Annotated in this window: 23 protein-coding genes; 20 read left to right on the forward strand and 3 right to left on the reverse strand. The window is 53.2% G+C overall.

Translation table 11 applies throughout. The annotated features are described in order from the left end of the window. The first annotated feature begins 3 nt into the window (after window positions 1–3). From AC07V9_RS05525 to AC07V9_RS05595, 15 genes are all read left to right on the forward strand, one after another. Window positions 4–333 carry a TraV family lipoprotein gene (locus AC07V9_RS05525; protein WP_495014706.1) on the forward strand — a complete coding sequence of 110 codons (330 nt, stop codon included), beginning with the start codon at window positions 4–6 and terminating at the stop codon, window positions 331–333. Then, a complete protein-coding gene (locus tag AC07V9_RS05530; RefSeq protein ID WP_495014707.1) occupies window positions 321–797 on the forward strand; it encodes a hypothetical protein in 477 nt (158 codons plus the stop codon). The genes AC07V9_RS05525 and AC07V9_RS05530 overlap by 13 nt, the downstream gene beginning before the upstream one ends. Next, window positions 790–3,669, forward strand: a complete 2,880-nt coding sequence (locus tag AC07V9_RS05535) for a VirB4 family type IV secretion system protein (RefSeq protein ID WP_495014708.1) — start codon at window positions 790–792, stop codon at window positions 3,667–3,669. Before AC07V9_RS05530 ends, AC07V9_RS05535 begins: the two co-directional genes overlap by 8 nt. Further along, window positions 3,653–4,036 carry a hypothetical protein gene (locus AC07V9_RS05540; RefSeq protein ID WP_495014709.1) on the forward strand — a complete coding sequence of 128 codons (384 nt, stop codon included), beginning with the start codon at window positions 3,653–3,655 and terminating at the stop codon, window positions 4,034–4,036. Before AC07V9_RS05535 ends, AC07V9_RS05540 begins: the two co-directional genes overlap by 17 nt. Next, window positions 4,029–5,411 carry a hypothetical protein gene (locus AC07V9_RS05545; RefSeq protein ID WP_495014710.1) on the forward strand — a complete coding sequence of 461 codons (1,383 nt, stop codon included), beginning with the start codon at window positions 4,029–4,031 and terminating at the stop codon, window positions 5,409–5,411. The genes AC07V9_RS05540 and AC07V9_RS05545 overlap by 8 nt, the downstream gene beginning before the upstream one ends. After that, entirely contained in the window at window positions 5,392–6,051 is a 660-nt protein-coding gene (locus tag AC07V9_RS05550; RefSeq protein WP_495014711.1) for a hypothetical protein, read from the forward strand. The genes AC07V9_RS05545 and AC07V9_RS05550 overlap by 20 nt, the downstream gene beginning before the upstream one ends. Continuing rightward, the gene (locus AC07V9_RS05555; RefSeq protein ID WP_495014712.1) at window positions 6,048–6,734 is read left to right on the forward strand and encodes a lysozyme family protein; all 687 of its coding nucleotides are present in this window, start codon (window positions 6,048–6,050) and stop codon (window positions 6,732–6,734) included. Before AC07V9_RS05550 ends, AC07V9_RS05555 begins: the two co-directional genes overlap by 4 nt. Next, on the forward strand, window positions 6,703–7,500 hold the full coding sequence (locus AC07V9_RS05560; protein WP_495014713.1) for a sel1 repeat family protein: 798 nt from the start codon (window positions 6,703–6,705) through the stop codon (window positions 7,498–7,500). Before AC07V9_RS05555 ends, AC07V9_RS05560 begins: the two co-directional genes overlap by 32 nt. Before the next feature lie 7 nt (window positions 7,501–7,507). Next, entirely contained in the window at window positions 7,508–8,389 is an 882-nt protein-coding gene (gene traF / locus AC07V9_RS05565; RefSeq protein ID WP_495014714.1) for a conjugal transfer protein TraF, read from the forward strand. Window position 8,390: 1 nt separating this feature from the next. Then, window positions 8,391–9,803, forward strand: a complete 1,413-nt coding sequence (locus AC07V9_RS05570; RefSeq protein ID WP_495014715.1) for a hypothetical protein — start codon at window positions 8,391–8,393, stop codon at window positions 9,801–9,803. Beyond that, window positions 9,803–11,935 carry a G protein-coupled receptor family protein gene (locus tag AC07V9_RS05575; RefSeq protein ID WP_495014716.1) on the forward strand — a complete coding sequence of 711 codons (2,133 nt, stop codon included), beginning with the start codon at window positions 9,803–9,805 and terminating at the stop codon, window positions 11,933–11,935. Before AC07V9_RS05570 ends, AC07V9_RS05575 begins: the two co-directional genes overlap by 1 nt. A 183-nt stretch (window positions 11,936–12,118) precedes the next feature. Next, on the forward strand, window positions 12,119–13,069 hold the full coding sequence (locus AC07V9_RS05580) for a hypothetical protein (RefSeq protein ID WP_495014717.1): 951 nt from the start codon (window positions 12,119–12,121) through the stop codon (window positions 13,067–13,069). A gap of 176 nt (window positions 13,070–13,245) precedes the next feature. Next, window positions 13,246–13,614: a hypothetical protein gene (locus tag AC07V9_RS05585; protein ID WP_495014718.1), complete on the forward strand. Its 369-nt coding sequence runs from the start codon at window positions 13,246–13,248 to the stop codon at window positions 13,612–13,614. Between the two features lie 42 nt (window positions 13,615–13,656). Beyond that, complete coding sequence (locus AC07V9_RS05590; protein ID WP_495014719.1) at window positions 13,657–14,103, forward strand: hypothetical protein; 447 nt, start codon at window positions 13,657–13,659, stop codon at window positions 14,101–14,103. Continuing rightward, window positions 14,100–14,348, forward strand: coding sequence for a hypothetical protein (locus AC07V9_RS05595; protein WP_495014720.1), 249 nt, complete (start codon window positions 14,100–14,102; stop codon window positions 14,346–14,348). Before AC07V9_RS05590 ends, AC07V9_RS05595 begins: the two co-directional genes overlap by 4 nt. Before the next feature lies 1 nt (window position 14,349). Here the strand turns inward: AC07V9_RS05595 and AC07V9_RS05600 are convergent, their stop codons facing one another. Further along, window positions 14,350–14,952: a hypothetical protein gene (locus AC07V9_RS05600; RefSeq protein ID WP_495014721.1), complete on the reverse strand. Its 603-nt coding sequence runs from the start codon at window positions 14,950–14,952 to the stop codon at window positions 14,350–14,352. Further along, window positions 14,945–16,015: a ParM/StbA family protein gene (locus AC07V9_RS05605; RefSeq protein WP_495014722.1), complete on the reverse strand. Its 1,071-nt coding sequence runs from the start codon at window positions 16,013–16,015 to the stop codon at window positions 14,945–14,947. Before AC07V9_RS05605 ends, AC07V9_RS05600 begins: the two co-directional genes overlap by 8 nt. Before the next feature lie 168 nt (window positions 16,016–16,183). On the opposite strand from AC07V9_RS05605, the gene AC07V9_RS05610 reads away from it, so the two are divergent. Both AC07V9_RS05610 and AC07V9_RS05615 read left to right on the forward strand, forming a co-directional pair. Continuing rightward, window positions 16,184–16,408 carry a hypothetical protein gene (locus tag AC07V9_RS05610; RefSeq protein WP_495014723.1) on the forward strand — a complete coding sequence of 75 codons (225 nt, stop codon included), beginning with the start codon at window positions 16,184–16,186 and terminating at the stop codon, window positions 16,406–16,408. A gap of 1,140 nt (window positions 16,409–17,548) precedes the next feature. Beyond that, window positions 17,549–18,031 carry a helix-turn-helix domain-containing protein gene (locus tag AC07V9_RS05615; protein ID WP_495014724.1) on the forward strand — a complete coding sequence of 161 codons (483 nt, stop codon included), beginning with the start codon at window positions 17,549–17,551 and terminating at the stop codon, window positions 18,029–18,031. A gap of 2,291 nt (window positions 18,032–20,322) precedes the next feature. On the opposite strand, the gene AC07V9_RS05620 is transcribed toward AC07V9_RS05615, so the two are convergent. Next, on the reverse strand, window positions 20,323–20,658 hold the full coding sequence (locus AC07V9_RS05620) for a hypothetical protein (protein WP_495014725.1): 336 nt from the start codon (window positions 20,656–20,658) through the stop codon (window positions 20,323–20,325). A gap of 464 nt (window positions 20,659–21,122) precedes the next feature. On the opposite strand from AC07V9_RS05620, the gene AC07V9_RS05625 reads away from it, so the two are divergent. The 3 genes from AC07V9_RS05625 to AC07V9_RS05635 are packed head-to-tail and all read left to right on the forward strand — an operon-like array spanning window position 21,123 to window position 23,543. Then, window positions 21,123–21,854, forward strand: coding sequence for a helix-turn-helix domain-containing protein (locus AC07V9_RS05625; RefSeq protein WP_495014726.1), 732 nt, complete (start codon window positions 21,123–21,125; stop codon window positions 21,852–21,854). Then, window positions 21,851–23,239: a hypothetical protein gene (locus tag AC07V9_RS05630; protein WP_495014727.1), complete on the forward strand. Its 1,389-nt coding sequence runs from the start codon at window positions 21,851–21,853 to the stop codon at window positions 23,237–23,239. The genes AC07V9_RS05625 and AC07V9_RS05630 overlap by 4 nt, the downstream gene beginning before the upstream one ends. Next, a complete protein-coding gene (locus AC07V9_RS05635) occupies window positions 23,232–23,543 on the forward strand; it encodes a hypothetical protein (protein ID WP_495014728.1) in 312 nt (103 codons plus the stop codon). The genes AC07V9_RS05630 and AC07V9_RS05635 overlap by 8 nt, the downstream gene beginning before the upstream one ends. Window positions 23,544–23,548 lie beyond the last annotated feature (5 nt).

Below are 23,548 nucleotides of genomic sequence, written 5' to 3' on the forward strand. Positions count from 1 at the left end.
CATATGAACTTCAACAAGTTGTTCCTTCTCTCCATGGTTGCCCTGAGCCTCACCGGCTGCGCTGGTGACGAAGCTCCATTCCGCAACGCCGCAACGATGGATCAGATCTACGACACAGTTAACTCCACCGGTGGCCAGGACACAGTTCGACTGCTCCGCGAAGGCCTGCGGGCCAGGCCGGAACTCGGCTCCAGTGATCCGTACTACCCCATCCGCCACCCTGACGTCGTAGCACCGGTATGGGTTGTTCCCTACGCAGACAAGAACACTGGCGTGAAACACGGTGGTCGCTGGGATTACGTGATCATGGAGGAAGCAGATTGGGCAAATTGATCCTTGCCCTTGCAGTCCTGGTCGCTCCTTTGGCACATGCAGAGGGCATCACCCAGTACCACAAGGATGCAATTCGTGAGTACTACGAGAAGCAGATCCTCGGCAGCGGAAAGGATCTGACTGTTCGCCAGCCCGACGTGAATCTCTATCGCAAGATCTTCGAAAAGCCAAATGTGGTTGATACCCGACCGTTACCTCCGCCGGACGAAATCCCATGGCCTCAGATTTTCAAGAATCAAAACCTGACGCTGGGGGAAATCCTCCGGCTTGCATCAGCTGCAAGTGGGTATGAGGCCGAGTTCGACCCGTCGATTGATCAGAACCAAATCGTCCTGATCAACACCGCTCCGAACTCGCTCCGGGACATTGCTGAATACGTTTCACGCGTAAGTACTGCTCAGATAACCGTTTACCCAGAATCTCGAATGATTACTGCGACAAAGAAGGTATCTACCAATGGCTGAGAAGCTCGATCTGCATCTTTTCGACTCCGAGCTAGCCGGTTTGGGGCGCCGCAATTATCAAGGCGGAATGCCTATTCAGCTATTGTCGGACGCCTTCGTATACGAACAGCATGGCCGGTATTTTCACACCCAGGACGGCCGCTTCGCAAAGATCTGGAAGCTGTCAGGTATTGACGCATCAATGCTGAACAACGACGCCCTCTTCGGCGTCACCGGCTGCTTTGCGGACGTGATGAACAAGTATCCCGCAGGCAGCACCGGCCAGTTTCTTCGCCACACGCACCGCGATATCCGCAGCATCATGGCTTTGTACCAAGACCAGATCGACCCCGAAGCTGGAAAGTTTGCGGAGGCTATCGCGCACTCGATCATGGATCGGCAATTCAAAGCGGCTGTCTCATCGAACGGATTCTTCGGCGATGCGTCAGCCGAGACGATGAAGCAAATGCAAGCTGATGCATTGGCAGATCTTGGCGATGAGGTTGACGACGATGTACGGGAGACGGCGTCTGAGGCCATCAAGCGAGAAGTGCGCGAAGGCCGCTTCCCGTTCGTTAGCGACTTTTATCTCGTGTTCATGTGGCAGCCTGAGTACATCTTCGGGAAGTTTTTCGATACTGCATTCAAGTCTGCCCTTTCGGCGGTTGGGCTAGCCGACGCTAACAAGATGACTGAGCGCGCGTACAACTCGCACGCAAAGCTTTTTGGAGGCTTCAGCACGGAGATCGAACAAGCTCTTGCCACCTACAATTTCTACCCAGAAGTATTGACGGGCCAGGGTTTCGTAAACCTCCACTACTCGTTGATGAACCCTGTGCGCAGCTTCGAGATCGAGCCACCAAGATATCGAGCTGACATTCCAGTACTCGAAGCACTCAGCAACCCAAACAGTGTTGAGCACAGGGACAATCTCGCCGCGACGCCGACCTTCGCATATGTGGAAACTGAGCCAGAAGGTTGGACGATTCACGATCGTGGGGTGCCGTATTACATCCGACCTGTTTCTGTAATGGGCAAGCCTATTCGCAGCTCACCAGGCATGCTGCAAGAGGCAATGACCGGTATCGAATCTGAAAGCTTGATTACCATGAACTGGACGGTCCCAAGACCAGTCGTCGTGATGAGTCGACTCGCGATCCGCGGTCGAATGATTGCAGCTAAGGACTCGATGCGCATCGGTGATCGAGAAACACGTGATCGCCAGCGCAGCGACCTTGAGGCTGTTAAGAATAAGGTCTCTTCAGAAAATGCCAGCAGCCGGGAGCAATTTTTCGATCTCTCGGTGCACATCAATTTGATGGGCTTCAACAAAGAAATTATTGAAGACCAGGCCATGTCGCTAGAGCGCCGGCTGTGGCGTATCGGGCATAAAGAAGTTCTTCGGGGTGACGCGGTTGTTCGCAACAGCATGCCGTTCAACTTCCGTCAGACGAGCATGAAGCTGCTGAAACGCAGCATCCCACACCTAACAGAAAGCGCCTCTCACATGGCGCCGCTTTTTGTCGAATATCAGGGTGTGGCTGACCCAGCAATCCTGATGAATAACCGTGCAGGCCAGCCGATCTTTCTCGACCTTTGGGGTAAGGCTGTCAACACAGCCCACTCCTTGATCTGCGGCACTACTGGCTCGGGCAAATCGTTCACCTTCAACAATTTGCTAATGGCGCTTCGTGTCAAATACCGGCCTAAAGTCTGGATTATCGACAAGGGCGACTCATACGAGAGCCTGTGCCTCGTCCTTAACGGCAACTACGTTCGCCTGACCACAGAGCCGTTCAACGAGCCGGTATCGGGGCGTCGTATCGACCCAATTTGCATCAACCCCTTCGCTCTCAAACAGGACGAAGATGGGAACAACATTATGCCAGAGCTTGAGGAGATGTTCTTCATTGCTCGGATGCTGATCATGATGATGGAAGCTGGAGATGGGACAGGTTCAACGAAGTCGAACCTCACAAAGGTTACGTCTTCCCTGCTGTATCGCGCACTGGATGTTTTCTATCGCGATTGGATTCAACAGCGTCCTAAGGATGAACCACGTTTCAGAGACTTCATTCCGCGCTTGATCGAGACAGAGTTCGAAGAGCAAAAGGGCAAGGTACTGGCCGAAAACCTCACGCTGTATTACGGCAATGGTCCCTTCGCTGCAATCTTCGATGGCTTCCTGGCTGTGGATTGGGAAAACGATTTCACGGTGCTGGAAACCCAGCGCATGTCGAAATCACCTGCACTGGGCGTGGTCACCCTCGCCCTCTTCCGTCAAATCGATCTGTATTGCAAGTTCAAGCTCCAGCGGAGCCGCAAAAAGGTTGTGGCGGTCGACGAGGCCTGGGCAACGCTTTCCGATCCAAACGCAGCGAAAGCACTCTCGAGCTTTTATCGGGAACTGCGGCGCTACGGAGCCGGGTGCTTGCTGATCAGCCAGACCGTAAAAGACTTCGTGAACCTCATCAAAGCGGAGACGACAGGCGGCGGAGATTCGCAAGACGGCATTTTGGAGAACACAAGTCACTATTTCTTCCTCGCATGCTCTGAGTCGGACTACCGCGTTGCGCGGGATGAACTCGCGTTCACAGAAGAAGAAATCGATCTGTGGCGATCGCTCGCCTCGCTTCCTCCGATGTATTCGGAAGTGTTCTACCGGATGCGTACGAGCCAGAGCCTCTATTACTCAGGCGTCTATCGGCTTTTCTCTGCGCCAATGACTCTTTGGATCGCCAGCTCGCACCCTGACGACTACAACATGCGCGAAATGAAAGCCAAGGAGATCGTCGACCGTGATCAGGTCGACTCATCCGAAGCTCGCCAACAAGCAATCATTGAACTCTCAAAAACCCATCCATACGGAGCCCGTTATGGCCAAGTTGTTTAAGGCTGCTGCCTTTCTGTGCGTCGCCTTAATGGCTGGATGCTCAGATAAATATGAGCCACGCGAAACGATCGTCGACACCGACACCAAGCCAGTCAAGGAAATGTACGCCCCGAAAACGGAACTCGAGCGCCGTGCATATTCCGAGGGCGTTAGTCAGGTCCTCACGGACATGAAAGGCAAGATGCGGGCACGCGATCGGTTTACCTGGGACGCCCCACAGGTTCAGTGCGGTGTGAGAATTCCCGGCCGCGTGATTAACGGGATGCTTGTCCCGGAACATGAAGAGTGCGTCCAAATTGCGCCAGGCCGCTTCACCGAAGAGGCTCCAACATTCATACCAATGCTCGGGAACGCGACAAATGAGTGATCAAAAAAAGCAAAGTGGCCTCGGCGAAATGATGAGCAAGGTCCGGGCTGGAGCTGCAGCGTTGGCTGCTAAAAAGAAACCGGACCCCGTCCCGGAGACTGAGCCAACAATTGGCGCTGCAGGTGAGCAAGATACGCGCGAAGAGCACCGCCCATTGATTGATGATTTCAACGACTCAATCCTTATCGATGCTCAGGATCAGCCTGAACCGGACAAGCCAGCGAAGAAGCAATGGACGACGAAGAAAAAGGTCGTTCTGGCTGCGGTTGCTGTGTGCGCCGTGGTGATGGCCAAGAACGGTTACTTCACCCCCGGCACTCAACATCACACCCCTGCAAAGGACGTCGCTGCCACAACTCCAGCTCAAACGGCCGGCGGGTTTGGTCAAGAGCAAAAGTCACCTGATAAAGGTTTAGACGTTGGCTTGCCGTCTTTGGGTCAATCTACCGCCGCAGATCCAGCTGTTGGTCAAACCCTTGATCAGTTGAATCTCACTGGCCCTCTTCAGAAGCCTCTGGAATCGCATGACACAATGGCAGGCGTTCCACCTCAATCTCCACCCCCTGGCGATGGGTTTGGTTTCCCAGCTTCACCATCGGGTGCGGAAGCGGCGCCGTTGACTGTATCTGCTCCTGCAGCGATGCCAACTCCGCCACCTGAGCACATCGTAGATAGCAATGCGGGAAGCCCGTTCGCGCCTGATGTGGGCACCAAGTCGGCTCCGGGGACCTCGAGTGTTCCAACAGCTCCTGCAGATACAGCAACCCTGTTTGGCTCTATCCCTACACCGCCCCCTGCCCTCACCCCTACAACAGCTGCGACCCCAAGACCTTCGGCAGATCCAGCACCGATTCCGCCGGCTGAAAAAGGGGCACCTGTTTTGGGTAGCGCTTCATTTCAAAACCCGGATAGTAGTCACCAGCCGAGTTCCCAAGGCAGCAAGGCAGATGTGAAGAAGCTGGAGGCAGAGATCGTTCAGAAGGACAAACAGATCAAGTCCCTGAAAGATCAGCTGGCGAGTAAACAGGCACCAAAATCGGCGCCCGGCACCGCAAAGCACACTGTGGCTTCAGTTCCAAAGCATTCGCCAGTTGTTGCGCAACGATCAACCCCACGTGCGGTAACGCCCGTAGCCAAGATTGTTACGAGACCGAAGCTCTGTGTGAAAGCCGTAGCCCCACCAGCGCGTAACTGCACCACATGCGTAGCGCATGCTTTCGTTGTCGATTCAGGCTCCGAAAACATGGTTGGCCAGGGAGATTTCCTGGACGGGTACCGCGTTTCCATTACAGGGGATCGCCTCGATCTGCAGAACTCGGATGGCCTCGTAGTACACAAGTTCTGGAGTCAACCAAATGGGTGCCCGTCGATTTAACATTCATGAGCAGATCAGCAGCGCAGATGAGCTGTTTTTGGCTCGATTAGCTGCTGAGGTCTCGGAATGTCATTTCCGTTCACCTAACCTGATCGATGTGCGCTGGGGAATCCCCAGCGCAAGCGAAGCAGATGAACCAAAGCTGATTGCCGGGGAGCTGACTCCCGAACAGCTTGAGGCTTTAGAGACTGCGGTCGTGCTGTTCGTTAAGCAAGATTACGCATCAGCACGTGCAGCTCTTGAGCCGTTTGTAGAGATCAAGCACGAAGAGGCTTGCAAGCTCTACATCAAAGTCCTTCAGAAGCTCAGGGTCCCGGACTGGGATGAAATCGCCAGGCGTATAAATCGCGTTAGCACTGACACCCTTTACGTTCCTGCCGGCAGCACAGAAGTCATTGATGGCAAGAAGGTAATTCTGATCCATCAAGGGCTCAGTAAATCGTTGGGTCACGACGCTCCTCGGTGTGTCATCCGATACGTGACGCATCACGAGATGCTTCACGAGCACCTAGGGACTTCATCTGATGACCCGCACCCCCCCCTATTCCGACGCTTCGATCGAAGCTTTCCCGAACGTGCACGGTCGGTGCAGTGGCTGCAAAAACACAGCTTTTCTACGATCGACGGAGGCCGTCAGTGAAGGCCTTTATCGTTCCTTTGTTTATGACTGTTTCGTGTTGCGCGATTGGTTCGCCCTACGATCCTCTGATCGACTACGCCGCGAGGCAGGAAGGCGTAGATCCGATTGTCCTCAGGACGATCGCTGCGCACGAATCCAATAAGAACCCCTGGACATTCAATGCAGACGGCGAACCGTTTCAGTATCAGGACAAAGAGTCCGCAGTGAGGGTGTTGTGGTCACTGACGAAGGCTCCATGGATGGTAAAGGCGGTTCTGAATAGCGGTGAAAGGTCACGACGCTTCTTCGCCTCCGAATCAGCGGCGCTCAATTACGCACAGTACGAGAAATCGGCAGGAAGGCTGTCGATGCGTTCAGACGACAGCAGAGAAGTAAACAAAGGAGAGGTCCGAGTTCGCCAGCTGAGACTGATCAATACCGACATCGGCATTGCACAAGTCAACTACAGGTGGAACGGCCAAGGAATTGCGACGGTTCAGACGTGGTTTGATCCGGCCTACAACCTCACCTTCGCTGCAAAGCGCCTCGCTCAACTCAAGAAATCTCATGGTAGTGATCTTGAAGCTGCCGGCTACTACCACTCAGCGACACCGAAGGCACGCAAGCGCTATCTCGGTTACCTCATTCCCAAATACAAAGAGGAGAAGAGACTTGCGTCCCTATCTTTGGCTGCTGCTCGCTAGCCTGATTTCAACCAACGTTATGGCTGACCTAATCAAGCCAACTGACGACCAGCGCGTTGGCGAGGGGATCATGGCGATTCTCAAGGGAGAGAAGCAAAAAGCCTGGGACATCCTGTTCCCAGAGGCAAAGGCTGGCAATGTGATTGCCATGTATCACCTGGGCGATTTGATGCTTCGCTCTCCCGAATACCCAGACAATCTCACCCGAGCGGCGAAGTTTTTCAAAGCAGCGGCCGATCGCGGGCACAAAGGCAGTGCCGCGATGCTCTCTCAAGTCCAGGGCATGATCGCCAAGCAAGGTGGAGTGCCAAGCATTGCCGGCACTAGCGGACTACCGGTCCCTAAAGACATAGATGCAGCCAAGCAAGCCTTTGCGCGCATGCAGTCCCAAGTTGGACGATTTGTTGGCCAGCAGCCAACCGTTGCTCCCCTTGCGACGATCAAAATGTTCATCACAGACAACGCAAGCTCTGCTAGCGATCTGGTTGAAATAGGAAAGCAAGCCAGGGCTCGTTTCGGCGACAAAGTCGACTTTCAATATTTCGTATTGATCGACCAAGCCAATTGGGACCCTAGAAAGGTGTTCACACCGGCTGCCAGTGCTCTCCCTCTGACCGGGTTCAGACCGGACATGAATGGAGACGAAGCACGTAAATACGGTGTTCGATCGACACCAGCAATCGTGCTGGTTCCGCAGCAAGGGCAACCCAAAATCTTGAGTAGCGCTCAGGCTGTCATACCCGAACTTTCAGCCGCTATCCAGTAAGGACATTATGAAAATCTCATTCAAAATCGCGTTGGCTTTTATCGCGGGCGGCCTGGCCTTAAACGCCCCTTTCGTACTATCCGATTCAACCAATCCAAACGAGGAGCTGACGAATGCTATCGCGTTAGCTATGGCGAAGGTTGATAAGTACAACGAAGATCGTGAAAACGCAGAGCTCGATAAGCTTCCCAATATTCTGGACTGCCAGAAGATGGAATGGATGAAGAACTGCTCTGAGTTAAACCGCAGCGCCAAAAAGAATCCTCAGGCGCCAATGCGCATGCTTGGAAAGAACGGTATTGAGTTCAACTTCCAACCAGGCACGCCTAGTGCAGTAATTCGCCTCCAACTTGAGCAGACCCCAGAAGCCGCAGCAAACCTCGTCGCCTACATGGACAAGACTTGGGGCGAATACCACAAGTCAGCGGACCTGTACAAAATGGCGATGTGGAAGAACGGGGATCTCCAAAACATCAAAGGGCTCGACGCCGCTGCCGAAAAAGCGACCGAGGTCAAATACATCGACACTGACAACGTGAGCATGTCTGTATTTGTTGAGTCCACCTGCCCCGTTTGTGAGAAGCAACTCCAGATCCTCTCAAGCGTTCAGCAAAAATATCCAAAGCTGAAAATCAAGATTTTCCAATTGGACGGCGATCGCGATGCTTTCATCAAGCATGTCACTCAGCGCGGGCTGACTGGTCGGGTCCTCAGTCGTGAAGAGCGAATTAATATCACAAAACTGGGTGTCACCTCCTGGCCAATTTCCTGGATCGATAACACCAAGGTTCAGCGACGCAAAAGTCTCGTAGGCAACCGGACATTAAAACAGCTGGAAGATCAGTTCCAAGCGATGACTTACATCCAGGCAGAAAAAAAGGGCGCGTAAGATGATGAAGCAGAATCTCATTGGTTTGCTGGCGTTTGCTATTGCGTCATTGACCACTTACAGCGCGGTGGCCGCTGAAACTACTATTTCTGCCCCGACGATTTCTACTGGGTCCACATCGGACTCGGGCGACTCGCCCTGGACACGTCGTATGAATGACGTTACCGGTCTCTTCGGTGAGTCGATCAAGGGCAGCGCTGTAAGTGATGCCAGTAAGGGCGGTAGTTTTAGCTTCGATACATTCACGCCCTTTCAAGACTCACGCACTGGTGTAGTCAACGGTTACGGCGCCACCGAGGTTGGTGTTGGGTGCAATGGTTTGAACCTAGGCACCGTGCTTGACGGGCAAATCGGTCAATACCAGGAAATGGTTGAGCAGTTCATTCAAAATGCCCCAGCTCTGGCAATTATGTACCTTGCATACAGCCAGCCGACTGTCAAATCAGTAATCGACCAGCTGAACACTGTCGGTCAATTCGGTCTCGATCTTTCGAACATGACTTGTTCTGGTGTTCGATCGCTTGCTGATAAAGCGTACGAAGAGAAAAAACAAACGCTTGCTGAGGCTGATTGTACAGTCGATGAAGGTTACAAAAGCAGCAAATGCATGGCAGGCGACGGTCTAACTGGTTCCCTGCTTAGTCAAATGACTGAATTCAAGCAAAAGGCCTCCGATCGTGCAAACAGCTTGATGGGCCAGGTTTCGAGTTCAACCGGCGGCTTGGTCGGCTGGCATTCATCGGTATCGGCGGGTACGAACGCTGGGGCTGGAACCGGTTCTGGATCGACTTCAGGCTCGAAATCGTCGGTGTCCAGTAAGTCATGTTCCAACTCGGCTCCAGAAGGGAGCGCAGGGGTGGTACTAGCAGCTTCAGAACTTGGTTGTGATGACATCAAGAAATATGCCGGTTTGATCCCTTCGTACGGAATTGAAGGTGATGCGGCTTCGGTCACCCCCAAAACTGTCACCATCGAAAGCCTTTCAAAATCGCTGACCACGGAATACATGGATTTGTACAAGTCAGTGTATTCTGCTGACTCGACTTCGTTCACCAATACTTCAGCATACAAAAGCCTGGTTTCTCGAGGTGATATCGTGGTGACAGAGGCAGAGCATCAGTACATGAGAAACCTTGCCCGTGCGAATCCTGCTCTTTTCATTTCGACTGAACGTCAGCTGGCCACTCTGGGGATGATGAAAGAGCTGGACGATGTCATCTCTAAAATTGAGATCGGTGTCACCAGCGGCATTGCGAATCAACCGGATAGCGCCGTGCTTAGTGATGAGGTTGTAGGCAGAACCAAATATTCAGTCGTCGGTCTTCGCCAGCAATATCAGGCGCTAGAATCTCGCATCAAACATGATCAAGAACGCAACAAGGTTTTCGCTAGCGCCCAACAGGTAGCGAAATAATGGCAGAAACCAAATCAGAAATTGCTAATTACGACTATCTGCAGTTTGTTAACTCGAATTTTGCCGATCTCGTAAGCCACTACATAAACATGTGGCAAGCGTACAACCAGTCATTCACCCAGGCAGCGATGAACCTCTGTCTATGGGGTGGTTTGGCCTGGGTCAGCGTTCTAGTCCTCAAAGCTCCAGCCGATAAACTAAAAACCGCCGCAAGCGCATTTGGCGTAGTAATGCTTGTGGCAATGTTGCTGCAGCCCGGAACCTACAAAATCGGACCTGCGGGGGGACCAGTTGGACTATCAGCTGGGGCTGGTTGGTCAGTACAAATTGTGGGCAACATTTATCAATTGTTCAAAAGCGCGCTCGACAGCGTGAATAAGGAGCAGGCGCTCTCTCTCGCCTTTGATAATGCATATCACGTGACAGATCAAGGAACCATCGACAAGTTTGCGAAAAGCCCTGTCAAGGAGATGTACCAGGACTACATCGACATGTGTCAAGGAGCAGTCAAGTCGATCGCAGGGTCAGCTCCTGATACTCGCGCGGCCGGTCGCTCTGTAGGTCTATTTGGATCTACTGGGATCAATCAGGTAGAAGCGACAGCGTTGACTAAAGAGGCCTATGACAACTTAAAAAATGGCAAAAAGGTAAGTAGCGGTGCTGTGAACTATTTCCCAGGTTTCGGGGAGCCGAATATATCTGAAATCGTCAGCGATGCCGAGGTTGCACAAGGCGTAGACAAAGGGCGAGAAATGCTTGCAAAGATACCGGATGATGCAAACCCCTTCCGCGGAGCTAATAAGAGCTACGTGATGCCGTCTAAAGAGTATTGGGTAAAGCAGTATTTCCCGAAGCAAGCAAACGATAGCATTGACGAATACGAGAAAATCACGGACGGAGGTAACTCCCTGTACAAAAATCCGGCCTATACTGACGCAAGCACCACGCCACCAGACCTTCAGGCTCGCTTCTATCCTCAAGATTGTCTACAAATGTACGGAATGGTGTCACAGGCAGTTTCCAACTGGACGAAGGCAATTCAGCAAGAAGTTCCCATGGCTAACCAATCAGCTTACTTCCGTGACGGCAAGGAAGCTCAGGAGAAGATGGTTAACGACATCCAAAACATGGTAGAACAGAAAGAAAAGTATGCAGGCACTGACATTCCCGTGCTTGGCTCCATGAAAATGGGACGTCAAGACTTTGATTGGGGTATTGGAAATGCCGCAACTGCGATCATGACCAAAATTCAAGACATAGGTATGAAATTTAAGGAGTGGATGCTCACGTTCAAAATTCCGACAATGATCAACGGATGCGCCATGTTGGCAGCAATCCTCGTTGTTCTTTTTCCGGTTATTTGTGTATTCGCCGTATTTGTGAACCCGAGTATCTTAATTAGTTACGTTAAAATGCTTTGCTTTGCCTTCATGATTCCATTCGTCAACAATCTTGTCCTAACAATGGCTGCTACATTGCTTGCCATGAACAATGAGTTAATGTCTGGTCTAGAAGCTGGCAACGGTGGTCAGAACTATACTCTACTGATTTCAGCGGGTTCGGCTCAGTATATTATTTTCATGGCTCTAACGGTTGTAGAGATCATCATTGCCAAAATGCTGATCTGGGATGATGTCAAAGGTCTTTCTGGCTTCAATCCGGCTGGCGCAGCAACGGGTATGGCTGCCACGGGCGGGGCTGTGGTAGGGGCCGCGATAAAACTTGGAAGCATGGCACTCAGCGTGATGGGCGGCCCTGGCAAAATCGCCGGTGCCATTGGGAAAGGTATCGGCGGTGCGGCAGGTGCAGCTGGTGCAGCAGGCAAAGCAGCGGGGGGAGCAGCTTCTGGCTTAGGTGGATCCTATGGCCTGGCCAACACAAACGTGAGTATGGCCACACCATCAAAAAGTGCATACACGCAAGCTGGACGCCAGCTTTCTATGTCAAAAACACCTGCACCTAAGCAGTCTGGCTCGAGTACAGCCTCATCTACTTCATCGTCAACTCATAAATCGTCGACGACTACATCACCATCTACCACAGGCTCGCCATCGACGCCTTCGACTCCACCCACGTCGCCTCAACCACCACGTACACCACCAAAACCAAGACCGGAAGGACCAAAGAAGTAGGCCCATCTCAGGTATAACAAACCGAAGCCCGCCACCGTGCGGGCTTTTTTTCGCCCACGAGACAGTGTTTTTCGTGATAGCTATCCACACAAATAGCTTTGAAGAAAATAAAATAGGGCCTCAGGCTTGGAATCCTGACGTGGGGCGTTATACAAGTTCGTACCCCGACACCGGAGTTAAAAAATGAAGCAATTTATGGTTGTGGCACTGCTGACGGCATCCCTCGCAGGCTGCGGAAATTCTGAACCACCAAAATCCGTAAGCTGGATCGGTGGATCTTTAAAAGGGGAGCCCGAGTTTCGCATGCCTGGCGCTGCCTACGCTTTGAAAAGCAAAGAGGACAAAACGGCGCAGTCTGGTCGAAGCTGGTTTTTCGAGACTGCCCATTGGAAGCCAAAAGGCTGGTCCCTCTGGGTTGCCTCGAATGTGTACTCAGATTACAAGGCACCGAACAACAACCTTGAATACCTTCGGAAGGGGTTTAGCCGGGCTGATTCTGCAGCTGAGCGAGCTAAACAGGATTCCCACTTCATTGGCGGAATCACTCAATGGCTCAAGGAAAATCGTGTCGATGTAGAGGTCAACTACCTCGGCTACGACGCCATGCCCGCGTCACTGCTCCAAGGGAATGACGTATACAAGGGGTTTTACTGGACCTTTAACAATGCACCTTGTGAAAAGGCCTTTCGACTGTGCGTCAACAATTACTATCTGTCGCCGGCCGCGCGCTTCTCGGGTGATAAACAGTTGGGATTCAAAGAATGGCTCACGCCCTATCTGACCTTTGAGTCCAACACCAGCGGGATGGCTCAAAAGGATGTCATCAAGTCCCAGGGTGGCCTGGACGACGAAAAAAGCCCTTTCTACGATTACTGGCCAACAATGGTTTTCCTTGTGAATCCTGACGGAAATGTTGTGCGTGCATGGCTGCCACAAAAAAACGATGTCGCAACCGTTCAGCGAGTAGAAGGGGCAATCGTCACAGACATCGGAGGTCCGTACAAGGATTTGGAAATTTCCAAGGTTGATATCTCTCCTACCCCCCCGCAGTTCGCTTACTACGGGCAGTATTACATCGAAACTGGTGTGGGCAAGGTCCTCGAAACCTTCAACGAGATTCTCAACGCCAAATGATCGGATCATTATTTTTCGAATCTTCAGGTGCGGTACTACCGACCTACTGCCTGGATCTGCTTGGCAATTTGGTTCGCTGTAATCCGTCAGGGCCAAAGGATGGGCTCGTTCCTTACGCCGTCGAGATCGTGTCCTCGGCCGGGGAGCTGGCATGCCCTTACCCATGGACAGTTACCATGGAGTCCCTGCTCGAGCGACTGGCATTAGTGGCAGTGAGTCGACCTGAAGTGTGCACCGCGTATCCTGGACTGGTGCTACAGGTCGCAGCGTTCCCATTCGTCCCGCACATCGAAGTTGTTGAAACAGATGCACTGGTGCTGGAAGCAATCGAAACGCTGCCAAACCTTTCAGCCGAAGATGCTGCAGCCATAAGAGAACAGCTTAAGGTCTCTGGTGTTTTTGAGATCCCGGCGATGGAAGCTTTCGATGAGAAACTCCACGAGCCAACTGGCGAAGGACTGACAATGCCGCCAATCAAGTATGTGTCTGCTGGGTGGATGTCGAGCATGAAGGTTTACCGGAAGGCTTTGATTCGATCAGCCTAATTTGCTCCTCCCCAATGTGTGCCACCAGCAGGAAAATGAAAAATGTTGATTAAGCTTCGGAGCAAGTCAGAGATGAACATGTACAGCGTCGACACCGACTACCTCCAAGAGGACGATGCGTTCGACGTCAATCGACTGGTGGATGACTGGGAACCCGCGTCAAACGTTTTTCTGAAGCGTTCTGCAACCAAGGCGCAAACCGGTGCGCAAGGGTCTTTGAACCTGGATGAATTCGTACAGTGGGTTGGTGAGTTCGCTCGATCGCTGCCGGCCCACTCTGGTTCGGCCATAGAGTTGGATCTCACCTCTGACGGTTCGGAAGTTCAGGTCAATTACCAGGTCGGTGAACAGGTCTCCGAGATTGCCTCCCCTATCGAAGCGGACAACCCTGGCTTTTTGCGATACGCACTGAAATGGTGTTCAAGCAGGCGCGCCCGCATCCGGATTTATGTGACCGCAGGGTTGTTCTGGGTGGAGAAGCAGGTGTGATGGATTCTCAAGCACTCACCCATTTCATTCAGACCATGGGTAATTTGAATGACGGTGTACACGTTTTCTCGCTCAAGAATGGGAACACCGTTCATACAGACTCAACACCGCAAGTGCCCCTGCTCACCATGTCTGGTGAGCCTGATGATATTCGACGCCTAGTCGATTGCTTCAGTTGCTGGGACGGTGATGTCAGGGTAGCAGCCCTTCAGGACGAAGGGCTGCTAGACGTCTGGGCTTTTTGAATTAGGTGAAGTCCATGGCTGGTAGGCCAGCTAATGGATCGAGCATTTCTTCTTCAACCTTGATCGATGGTGTCTCCGCCTGGTGATCAAACACTTCGATCACTGGATCAGGTTTAGGTGGACTTGCTTTGGAGTTCAAGGCGCCTCCACCTACCTCATTTCTCAGACTAGAGCCGCCATCCACTGGCATTTCAATGGTGTCAGGCAAAGCAACCCCTGAATCAGGCTTTAAGCTCCGCCCCAGCAAAGCAGCGTTCAGCGCATCGTTCACTTTCCCTGGATCTGCATGCCTCATCATTTGATGCCGATTCAGCAAATTGATGATCGCCTGACCTTTCACACCTCTCGGCAACGCCATGTATAGAGCAAAGATCTTCGGATACTTGTCCTCGGAAAGAGTTAGCTTCACAGTCTGGGATTCAGCACCATCACTCACGTTGTAATCGGCCTCGGTGATTGGCCAAAGTCCAAGGCAAGCCTCAGACATGGCCAGCACCACCTGATTACCGGCTTGGCGTGGATACTTCGATAGCACTTCGACCAGGGCATCGTGGGAATCCGGATACAGTTTTTCCCGGATAACGACCCGACGGAGCTTAGCCACGCGGAGCTACCTTCACGCGCGCCTGGTCTTTGAAATACTGAGAGACATAGAAACGCCAGTAGCCGCGTACGATCGAGCCAGCAGGATCCTCTGCCATGAAAATCCGCGTGTTGATGTAATTGGTCAGGAGAGGACGACCGAGCACAGTTGCACCACCACCAGCGGCGATCATGCCATTCAGGAAATCGGTCGAACCCCAGATGTGCTTGATGCATCGAACCACAGCACCATCTGCAAACTCCTGCCGTGCAGGCAAACTGATCGGCTCGATGTCGATACGCTGACCACGCCAAGGGATGTATTTTTTACGCAACCAGGTATCCATGGTGTATTCGGTCGTCTGATTATCGAGAGCGAATTCTTTTGGAAGTCGCGCCTTCGCAGACAGCAACCCGTTCAATACTTCAGGTTGCTTCAGCTGCGCGTAGAGTTTCTTGTGGATGTCAGAGACCCCACTCGATTCACCGAATCGCAGCTTCTCATCACTGCTGACTTTACCGTCGACAAATTGTCCCCCGTCGGTGGTGCCCTGGCCGATGTCGATGATGCCGATTTTTCCCTCCATGACGACCCGCGGATCGATGGGGTTTCCTTCTGGATCAAGCAATTCTGGGTCGAACCACGCCCCTACGTATTGGGGAACGACTTTGACGTCAGCAGGTTGGTAGCCCTCTTCGATCGCCCATTTCCTGAGGTCGGCTGCAAACTCGTTACGACGGATCTTGAAGAACTCCGTAGGCAAGCCGGTCACGATGATTGGATTCTTTTGACCAACCTCTTTCAGGACTTTCAGTAGGAGAACCTTGATGTTGTCCGAGCTGTAGTAGCTGGAGTCCGTGCTGCGAGAGACGGCCCCGTCTTCACGGCAATCGTCGCCGATGTAGAAAGAGCCGAATTTAGTTTTGAACGCTTCACGCGTGAAGCCGCCCCCCAACCCCTGATTGGATTGCGCAGGTGCAACAAGGGAAGCAAATGATCCCCGCTGCTCACCTCCCCCCGCTATGTAGCTGGTCGTACCGTTGCCCAAATCGATGGCAATCAGCTGATCGATGGTATGAGACATGTTTCCTTCCTTCTACTCAGAGCAACGCTCGGATAAGGGCCCTAGATGCTGCCCAGTCTTCCAGAATCGCTGCCATTCTTTTTTGGTGGTTATTGATGCTTCCCGAATGCTTCCCCAGATGACAGTGAGCGATGATCTCCTCTGTCAGCCATGGGGAGGGTTTTCGGTTTGAACCTGACGACTGCAGCTGCGCAATTTCTGCAGCTGTTGGCTCTCGCCCATGCGCTTGTTTCAACTTTTCTTTTGCTTTCTGAAGCTTCAATCGCTGCTTATAAGACGCCACATCTCGACTGCTACGGCGGCCCGTACGCCGATCAAAGTATTCAACGACCCGATAACGCGGTTCAGCAGGTGAAAGCGGATCAAGCGTTGGGCATTCTCGCCTACAAATGATCGACCTGAATCTTACCGGTTGTCGCGCCTCATTGAACTCGAAAACTAGGTTGTCAATTTCATCCTCGAGAGCAAGGAACCTCTCGACCTCACCCGCAGCTCGAACACTCCTTTGCTCGCACAAGCTTGATACGGCAGCAATCCATTTTGCCAACCCGTATCCCTTTGACTTTGGAATGAGGACATCAAGGTCATCACCCGGAAATGCGTTGATCCAACGAACCGCGCGCCGAGCTGCCTCAAGGAAACTTTCCAAATCCTTCGAGAACGATTTCGTTAGCCTCCGACCGATCAACGGTGTCATGTGCTCTACCCGGTCATCGTGTCGACGTAGTGACAACCGCTGAAAGTCTCCATTGGTTTTAGTGCCCCGGGATAGATAGACCTCAATGCAAGAAACGCGGCCAGCTCTCTTGCTGGAACGCCAACTCCACATCAAAGACCATCCGGTCGCCGTGAGACGTTGGCGACGTCCGTTTTCGTATGCGAGAACTCGCTCTGCAGCCTTGCTCAACGAGTCATTAGCAAATGCCATCTGATCAACCAGTTGCAGAAGCGTGTCGAACCGGCGAGATGTCATTTCGGATTGCCGCTGCAAAAAGGGACCCGCCAGGTCCGTATCACGAATGTTCTTGCGCAATTCAAAGCCCTTAAAATCGGTTTTAGCTGTTTTGGACTATTTCGGGTGTTGGACTACACCTTTATTTCCCCTACCGCACCCGCATCACCCTCCCGATTCCCGTCAGATCACTGCGAACATCCTTCGGATGCCCACTGATTACTTTAAGGCTGGGCCAGAGGTTTTGAGCTCCAGCCAAAGACACCCCTGCTGGGACCCCTATCTCACACCTTCAACACCTTCCTGCACCCTTTCATTATCCTGATTATTCCTGCAAGCGCACTCCAAAAGCACCTACCCAAATCAATGGTGCCTAAGCCGATTCTTTTTGCACTTTTTTGTGACAGGACGCAGCAGAATCTGGTTATGATTTGCCCCGCTCAGAGAAAACTGTACGAAGGCAAAGTAGGCTAATTTTCGTCTAAATCCCCGTCTAATGTAATTATACGTCTTCGTTCAAAATCAGAGCGTTAACGCTTTCTGTCTGGTTTTTAACGAATAAATGCCAATGGTGAGTACACATGCCAAAGAAGCAGCCCAATATTTCCGCTACCGACAAGCATTCGGACCGTCTTACGACCACTGAAGTAAGCCAAATCCTAGGTATTCATCGAAACACTTTGCAGCGGATGGCTACATCGTTGCTCCTTCCACCTGATGGCAAAAGTGGAGGTGGACGCAGCTACTGGCTGAGATCCTCAGTGGAGGCGTACCGCCTTGGGACACTCACCGCCGCTACCGTGTGGCACATCAGTGGAAGTCCCATTGAGGAACTCAATCTTGTTCTTCAGACCGGATACCGAATCCTGGGCCAGAGCACTGCCAGTATCCCGTTATCAGCAAATTCAAGGACCGAGGCCCTTGCTCGGCTTCTGTCATTCATTGCCGAAATGAAACTGCATGCCTTGGCGCTTCCCTCGAGCACTGCTGACACCAGTACGCACATGGTTGTGAGAGACGCATGCCACGAAAGCGGGATACCGGTAATCCTCTATCCCGCATGACGGACCTGAGTCGATAACAGCGAACCCCAATGGCACTGCCACAATGACCAGCTGCCAGTGTGATTCCTACGAGTCTCGATCTGCTCTCCCAGGTCAGCGCTCCAGAGCAAGGTGCTCGAGTACCACTTACCTACGGCATCGAACACTGGCGCCCCTTCCCGGACAGGACGCCTGCCAGTAGTTCCCAGCCGCGCCGCATTAGAGTGAGTAAGGCACCCAGCCTTGCCTCAATTGAATGATGTCCCTCGGCTTTGAGGAGGACGACACCCCGATCACTTCGACCCATTTCGGACTATTCCGGCCGCGGCCCACGCCACCCGCCATGTGCGTGACATCCTCGAAAAGATCATGGGCGGGTGGGAGGAACAGCCGGTAACGGAGATCGCTAAAACTTGCGTAGGTACTGGCCAAACATTCCGCTACAGGAGACGGAGACGGAGACGGATCAAAGCGCTACAGAACTGCAGGGTGAGAAGCACTTCAGCCTAGGTGTGGGCCTGCAGTCCTCGGCCGAGATCGGACTCTTGAAAGGCAATCATTGGATGAACATCACGTCGAAACCCGCAACCATGCATCCGACTGGCCGAGCAAGGCCGCCACCATCAAGAGCTTCTTGCATTAGCGAATAGATGCAGCGCGACCGGATTGAATTGCTGAGGCTGTTCTGGCTCTCTAAATCCTGGCACAGGGGTATGCCGGAGGTGTTAGCCGTCTCAAATCCCGGCTTGTTCCATTCAAGCGTCCGAGGCGCGACTTGGTCGTGCGCTCCAGGACATTGCCTGGCCAGCAACACCAGGGCGACTTCACCACCATCTGTATGGGTTGCGACTAACTCAAAGACTTGGTCGCCACATTTGGCTACCACCGCATCACCTTCTACTACCCCGCGATCGTGAGGACAGCGATGCATGGCTAAACGGATTGCGCGAGGAGTTACGCTTTTTTCGACGGGGTTGCGGAGGAAGCGGTGGTCGACGACACAGTCGCTACGCGCATCGTGCCCGTCACCACTACTCTCGGCTGTGGGCACTAGCCGACGAAGACCAATTTCCTCCTTGCGCTTATCGTCCCTAACCCACAAACAACGAAGGATCAGGACGAGCGTCCAACAGCTACGCCAAAGGTTCCCATCACACCAATAGCAGCCATGATCAAGAGCGCAGGCATGCAACTGGACGTCTCAACAATTGACGCCCATATCGGAAGCCGGCTCGATGATTCGCGCATCAAAAGATTCATGGGGCTAGGCAGGAATCACGGCGTGCTGAGGAACACGACGTCTTGTTACTGCTACCGATCCTCAGGATGCGCATTCGGGGACTACCCCTTTCGAGGTTATGCCGCGCTCTACCGCATGAGAGCTTGCAGCGCACTCCCTCGGTTTACGATGAATCGAAAACCGCGACCAGCTCAATCTGGAGCGGATAGCCCAGGGGGGGGGTGGTTAGGCGCAACAACCCCCGATGGGCGCAAAGGGGGAGCCGAATTCCTGGTGCTTTATCGCTCGGCGAGGCTGAAGCACCCACCGAACTATCTCTCACAATCCTCGTGAACACGTCGCCGCTGCTCGTTCCCTTAACACTGGAGCACTGCGTATTGAACTTCCCCAGCAGCGGGCCTTGCGCGCATGTGCAAATGCGCTGGCAAGACTGAACATAGTCGAACACCCCGAGAACATCGTTTTGTCCTGGCCAGCGGTATGGGCAAGACTTAGGTGACTTTGGCATTGGTCTATCGGGCGGCGTTGGCTGGAATCGAGACAGGCTATCTGACCACTGCACCTCCATGCCGCACGCCGGCAGAATTTCCCGAAGGAATACCTCAAGCGTGCGGTGAAGGGTCCACGTCCGTTGGTGATCGACGAGATCGGGTTGCAGCATCAAGGATGTGATGCAGCTAATTAGCTCATCTACGTCGAGGCCTGCCGATCACTCAATGGGCAGGCAGTAGCGCATATGATCAGACGCTGCCGGGCGCGATGCGGAATCGAGTACAACAACACGCGCAGACTGTAGGAAATCCGGCGTCTACTATCCCTTCAAGAATATCTACAAAGCTGGTACCGGCCCTGATTGCGCGCTGACGACCCCGAAGACTTTAAGGATGCAATGCCCTGAGCGAGCTCATAAAAGTACTGGCATCACCGTCGATGCTGAACGATCTGAACCGCGCGTAATAGGCAGAGGTGAATTGTCTGCTCCCGGATGTCACATTGCCCCGGAAGCTAAAGGGGCGGCGTTTGCGCCCATTGGTGCCCGGGCAAGGACACCACACCGTTTGGGACGCAGCCTTTAATGCCTCGTAGAGGGCGTAATATTCAATGCCCCCGCCAGAAGACCAAGACCTTTAGCTCCCTGGCGATACACGTTCGACAAAGCAGAAACAAGTTCAGGGCCAGCGCCCGCGTTCTCATTCAGATGATCAGCCAGCATTGTGATCGCACCTTTAGGATCGGTGCCGGCCCAGACAACGGAGGCATCAACCAGTCCTTCTTCTATATAAGAAAGAGACACGAGCATTGCCTCGGCGTTTTCCCCGTTCAGGACCACCCAGCCTCGAAGCCGATTCCGAATGCTGGAATCCACTTCGCGCGCCGATGAGATTGCCTGCGTATACGCGTTATTCATGTGATCTCCTAACCTGATGAAACCCACCATAACGACCGGATTAACATTTTCCAGGACCGCGACGAACGGTAGTACATTGCCATCATCATCTCGCCTGTGGCCATAGGTGTGCCACTACCGCCGGAATCCAAGCGTCAAATTCCTTACGTGACGGGGGCTGTAGCCGTTTTTTCACTGAACGCTAATGCCCACAGTTGCGTACCTCATGTCTCATTTTCGTGTCGCCATGCTGGTTTTGCCTGAAAAATCAGGGCGTTTTATGAGTTGCCTGTCCCATCCGCGCCCAATAGAATCGCGCTCAATTACTTCGGTACACACCTACGGGGCGTCCGAGGAGCCAAGCGGTTGAGCATTGCTCACCGTATGTAGAAGGGGGTCGGCGGCTGTCGTGGCCACCGAACAAAGCAAATCTGGGGGACTGGATTTGCGCTTAGGAGCCGATCGTATGATCGGAGGAGGGAGGCATGCGCCTCGTTAGGAACAGTTGGCTCGCTGGGCTTACCCGCGACCAGTTCTTGAGTCTTGACCCGTGGGCATTCGTCGTACACGCCGAATCTCAACAGCAATGGGTGGCAGAAATCCGCTCGAAGCTTTCTGTACGTCTTAATGACGTCGAGCTTCTGCAGATCCTGTCAATCGGCCTCTATGAAGCCACCAAGAGTGCGATCAAGAATTACGCAGGCGGCGCCCCTGAGGGTCGCGGCAAGTGTCTGATTGGTTATGCACTCTCCTACATTCGCAAATATGGATGCGCCCTGGTTATCGATGAGGTACCAGGGGCCGGCGCCTACAATTTTGCAGACTTGGACGCGCTCGACTATGCACCGAAGGCGCATGGTTTCGAGCCGGACTATATCAACGCCGCCTCCAACTACACCGACAGCTTGTCGGCACTTCCCCAGTTCCTGTCTGACGGTATTGTCCTGAGTGACGAAGGTCTGCAAAAGCGCCACACATTTGTCGAGAAGTTGCGCCGCTTTCTCACCCACCGCGAGCATCAGATCCTTCGTCTGGCCGTTCTCGAGCAGCACTGTTCTGTAGACATGTGCACCATGCTCGGCCTCGGCGAGAAACAGGTCTGGAAGGTTCGGCGACAGCTGAACAGAAAGCTTTGCGAGATCGCGATTGATCAAGGGATTAGTCCCGAGATGGTCGCGCTCCTCCGTGGGAAAGAGTTGGCGGCAGTAGGCGAATGAAACAGTCGATAACAGATTTCATCAAGGACGTTGTCTATCCACGACTAGATGCCGTTGATCGCGGGTTGCTGAATCACCTCCACCCTAAGCAGCAGTCCGCGAACGGCTCCTACGTCCTCGATTGCCCGGCCTGCAAGAAAGATCGGGCGTTCTATTATCCAACTCGCTCCGGGATTCAATGCAACCGTAAGGGAAATTGCCCTTCGCCGTACACATCCTTGTGGGATGCACTCGCTGACTCGGGATTGTCAAATGGCGACATTGTCAAAGCCCTTTGCGAGGCGGTCGGCGTCGAGCCTCCTGACAATCGCGATCAGGAATCGAGTCAATCTCCTAGCCAGGCTAATGGCGGTCGCCCTCCCCTCACGACAGGGAAGGCAATCATCCACGTCACGCAGCAACTGGCTGTTGCCAACAAGCACATTCTCGCTGAATTCAAGAAAGCACGCGGCTACACCGATGAGGTGATGGCAGCCTTGAGGCTTGGTGTCTTCACAACCAACGAGGAGGTACTTTCCCATCTGCGCGCGCTGGGCATCTCAAAAGAACAGGCGCGAGAAAAGGGCATCGTCACGTTCAAGGACGAAACGCCAGACGATGTCTGGTCAGGCATGGAAGGCCGGGTCATTGGCTACTGGCCTCACCCTGATGGCGATGCTCGCATTTGGGGCCGAATCCCGTCGGGCCCTGGCGAAGGACGTGCAAACCCTAAGTACCGTTTTTCAACAAATTCTTCGAAAGATATCCCTTATCTTTTCAAGCAGCGCCAGAGTTCGATTCTGGTGTGTGTTGAAGGAACCCTAGACGCTTGGGCATTGCAGCTAATCGACATCTGGGGTTGCGCAATTGGGCAGTCTTCGATCAACAGCGCACAGGCAGCATATTTGGTAAGTCAGGGGGTCGTTGAAGCTGCTCACATGGTGGACGGTGACTCGGCAGGTTATGACGGTGCGCTGTCTTCGATTCGCGAAGCGGAGTCCGTTGGCATCACCCTCAGCATTATTGCGCTTGGAAAAGGCATGGATGACGCCGACGCAATGCGCACGGCTGGTCGTATAGATGAACTGCGCAGCCTCATTGCCAACCGCATGAACGCAGGCGAATACCTTGCTCGCTACTGTGCTGCCCTGTTGGACATGCGTATTCCAGATCTTCGCCGCGTAGCAAGAGTCCGTTCTATTGCGAACGCCCTTGGCCCTGTCTCTAAACGAAAGTGGCTCGACTTCAGCACCAGTCTGGGTATTGCTGTAGACGGCACCACAGAAGCAATCCGTGTTTTAAGCAACTTGATGGGCGGCGGTCTTTCGTTCGACGAGGCAAGCAATCTTGTTCAGCGCAAAACCGGGTACCACATCACCATCACTAAGGATGTCGCTCATGGCTGAATCCTCCTCCCAGGGGTCGTCATCCGGCCCGATCGTGAAATCCCTCAAGATCGTGCTCTTCTGCTTTCTTGTGCTCTTCGTTTCGAAGGTGTACTTGCGAGCCCCCGAGTATCGATACATCGAGGTTTGTTACTTCCCACATAAAGTCTTCCAACTTGCTTGGATTGATGCGTGGGGTTTGTTCGTCCCGGACGACAGCGCCAGCTACCTAAGTCACGCGAGTGACGTCAGCGACTTTTTCCGCTCATGCACCCAACAAGCTGCAGGTTGGGATTGGCTGAGAACAATTGGCACCCACCAGTAAGGTAC

The sequence above is a fragment of the Pseudomonas sp. GW821-FHT02A11 genome (assembly GCF_059421985.1).

What these genes read in the sequence shown, in the direction of transcription:
- AC07V9_RS05525 (WP_495014706.1), top strand. Translation starts at nt 4, where the DNA reads ATGAACTTCAACAAGTTGTTCCTTCTCTCCATGGTTGCCCTGAGCCTC.
- AC07V9_RS05535 (WP_495014708.1), top strand. Translation starts at nt 790, where the DNA reads ATGGCTGAGAAGCTCGATCTGCATCTTTTCGACTCCGAGCTAGCCGGT.
- AC07V9_RS05540 (WP_495014709.1), top strand. Translation starts at nt 3,653, where the DNA reads ATGGCCAAGTTGTTTAAGGCTGCTGCCTTTCTGTGCGTCGCCTTAATG.
- AC07V9_RS05545 (WP_495014710.1), top strand. Translation starts at nt 4,029, where the DNA reads ATGAGTGATCAAAAAAAGCAAAGTGGCCTCGGCGAAATGATGAGCAAG.
- AC07V9_RS05550 (WP_495014711.1), top strand. Translation starts at nt 5,392, where the DNA reads ATGGGTGCCCGTCGATTTAACATTCATGAGCAGATCAGCAGCGCAGAT.
- traF (WP_495014714.1), top strand. Translation starts at nt 7,508, where the DNA reads ATGAAAATCTCATTCAAAATCGCGTTGGCTTTTATCGCGGGCGGCCTG.
- AC07V9_RS05570 (WP_495014715.1), top strand. Translation starts at nt 8,391, where the DNA reads ATGATGAAGCAGAATCTCATTGGTTTGCTGGCGTTTGCTATTGCGTCA.
- AC07V9_RS05575 (WP_495014716.1), top strand. Translation starts at nt 9,803, where the DNA reads ATGGCAGAAACCAAATCAGAAATTGCTAATTACGACTATCTGCAGTTT.
- AC07V9_RS05580 (WP_495014717.1), top strand. Translation starts at nt 12,119, where the DNA reads ATGAAGCAATTTATGGTTGTGGCACTGCTGACGGCATCCCTCGCAGGC.
- AC07V9_RS05585 (WP_495014718.1), top strand. Translation starts at nt 13,246, where the DNA reads ATGGAGTCCCTGCTCGAGCGACTGGCATTAGTGGCAGTGAGTCGACCT.
- AC07V9_RS05590 (WP_495014719.1), top strand. Translation starts at nt 13,657, where the DNA reads ATGTTGATTAAGCTTCGGAGCAAGTCAGAGATGAACATGTACAGCGTC.
- AC07V9_RS05605 (WP_495014722.1), bottom strand. Translation starts at nt 16,015, where the DNA reads ATGTCTCATACCATCGATCAGCTGATTGCCATCGATTTGGGCAACGGT.
- AC07V9_RS05615 (WP_495014724.1), top strand. Translation starts at nt 17,549, where the DNA reads ATGCCAAAGAAGCAGCCCAATATTTCCGCTACCGACAAGCATTCGGAC.
- AC07V9_RS05620 (WP_495014725.1), bottom strand. Translation starts at nt 20,658, where the DNA reads ATGAATAACGCGTATACGCAGGCAATCTCATCGGCGCGCGAAGTGGAT.
- AC07V9_RS05625 (WP_495014726.1), top strand. Translation starts at nt 21,123, where the DNA reads ATGCGCCTCGTTAGGAACAGTTGGCTCGCTGGGCTTACCCGCGACCAG.
- AC07V9_RS05630 (WP_495014727.1), top strand. Translation starts at nt 21,851, where the DNA reads ATGAAACAGTCGATAACAGATTTCATCAAGGACGTTGTCTATCCACGA.
- AC07V9_RS05635 (WP_495014728.1), top strand. Translation starts at nt 23,232, where the DNA reads ATGGCTGAATCCTCCTCCCAGGGGTCGTCATCCGGCCCGATCGTGAAA.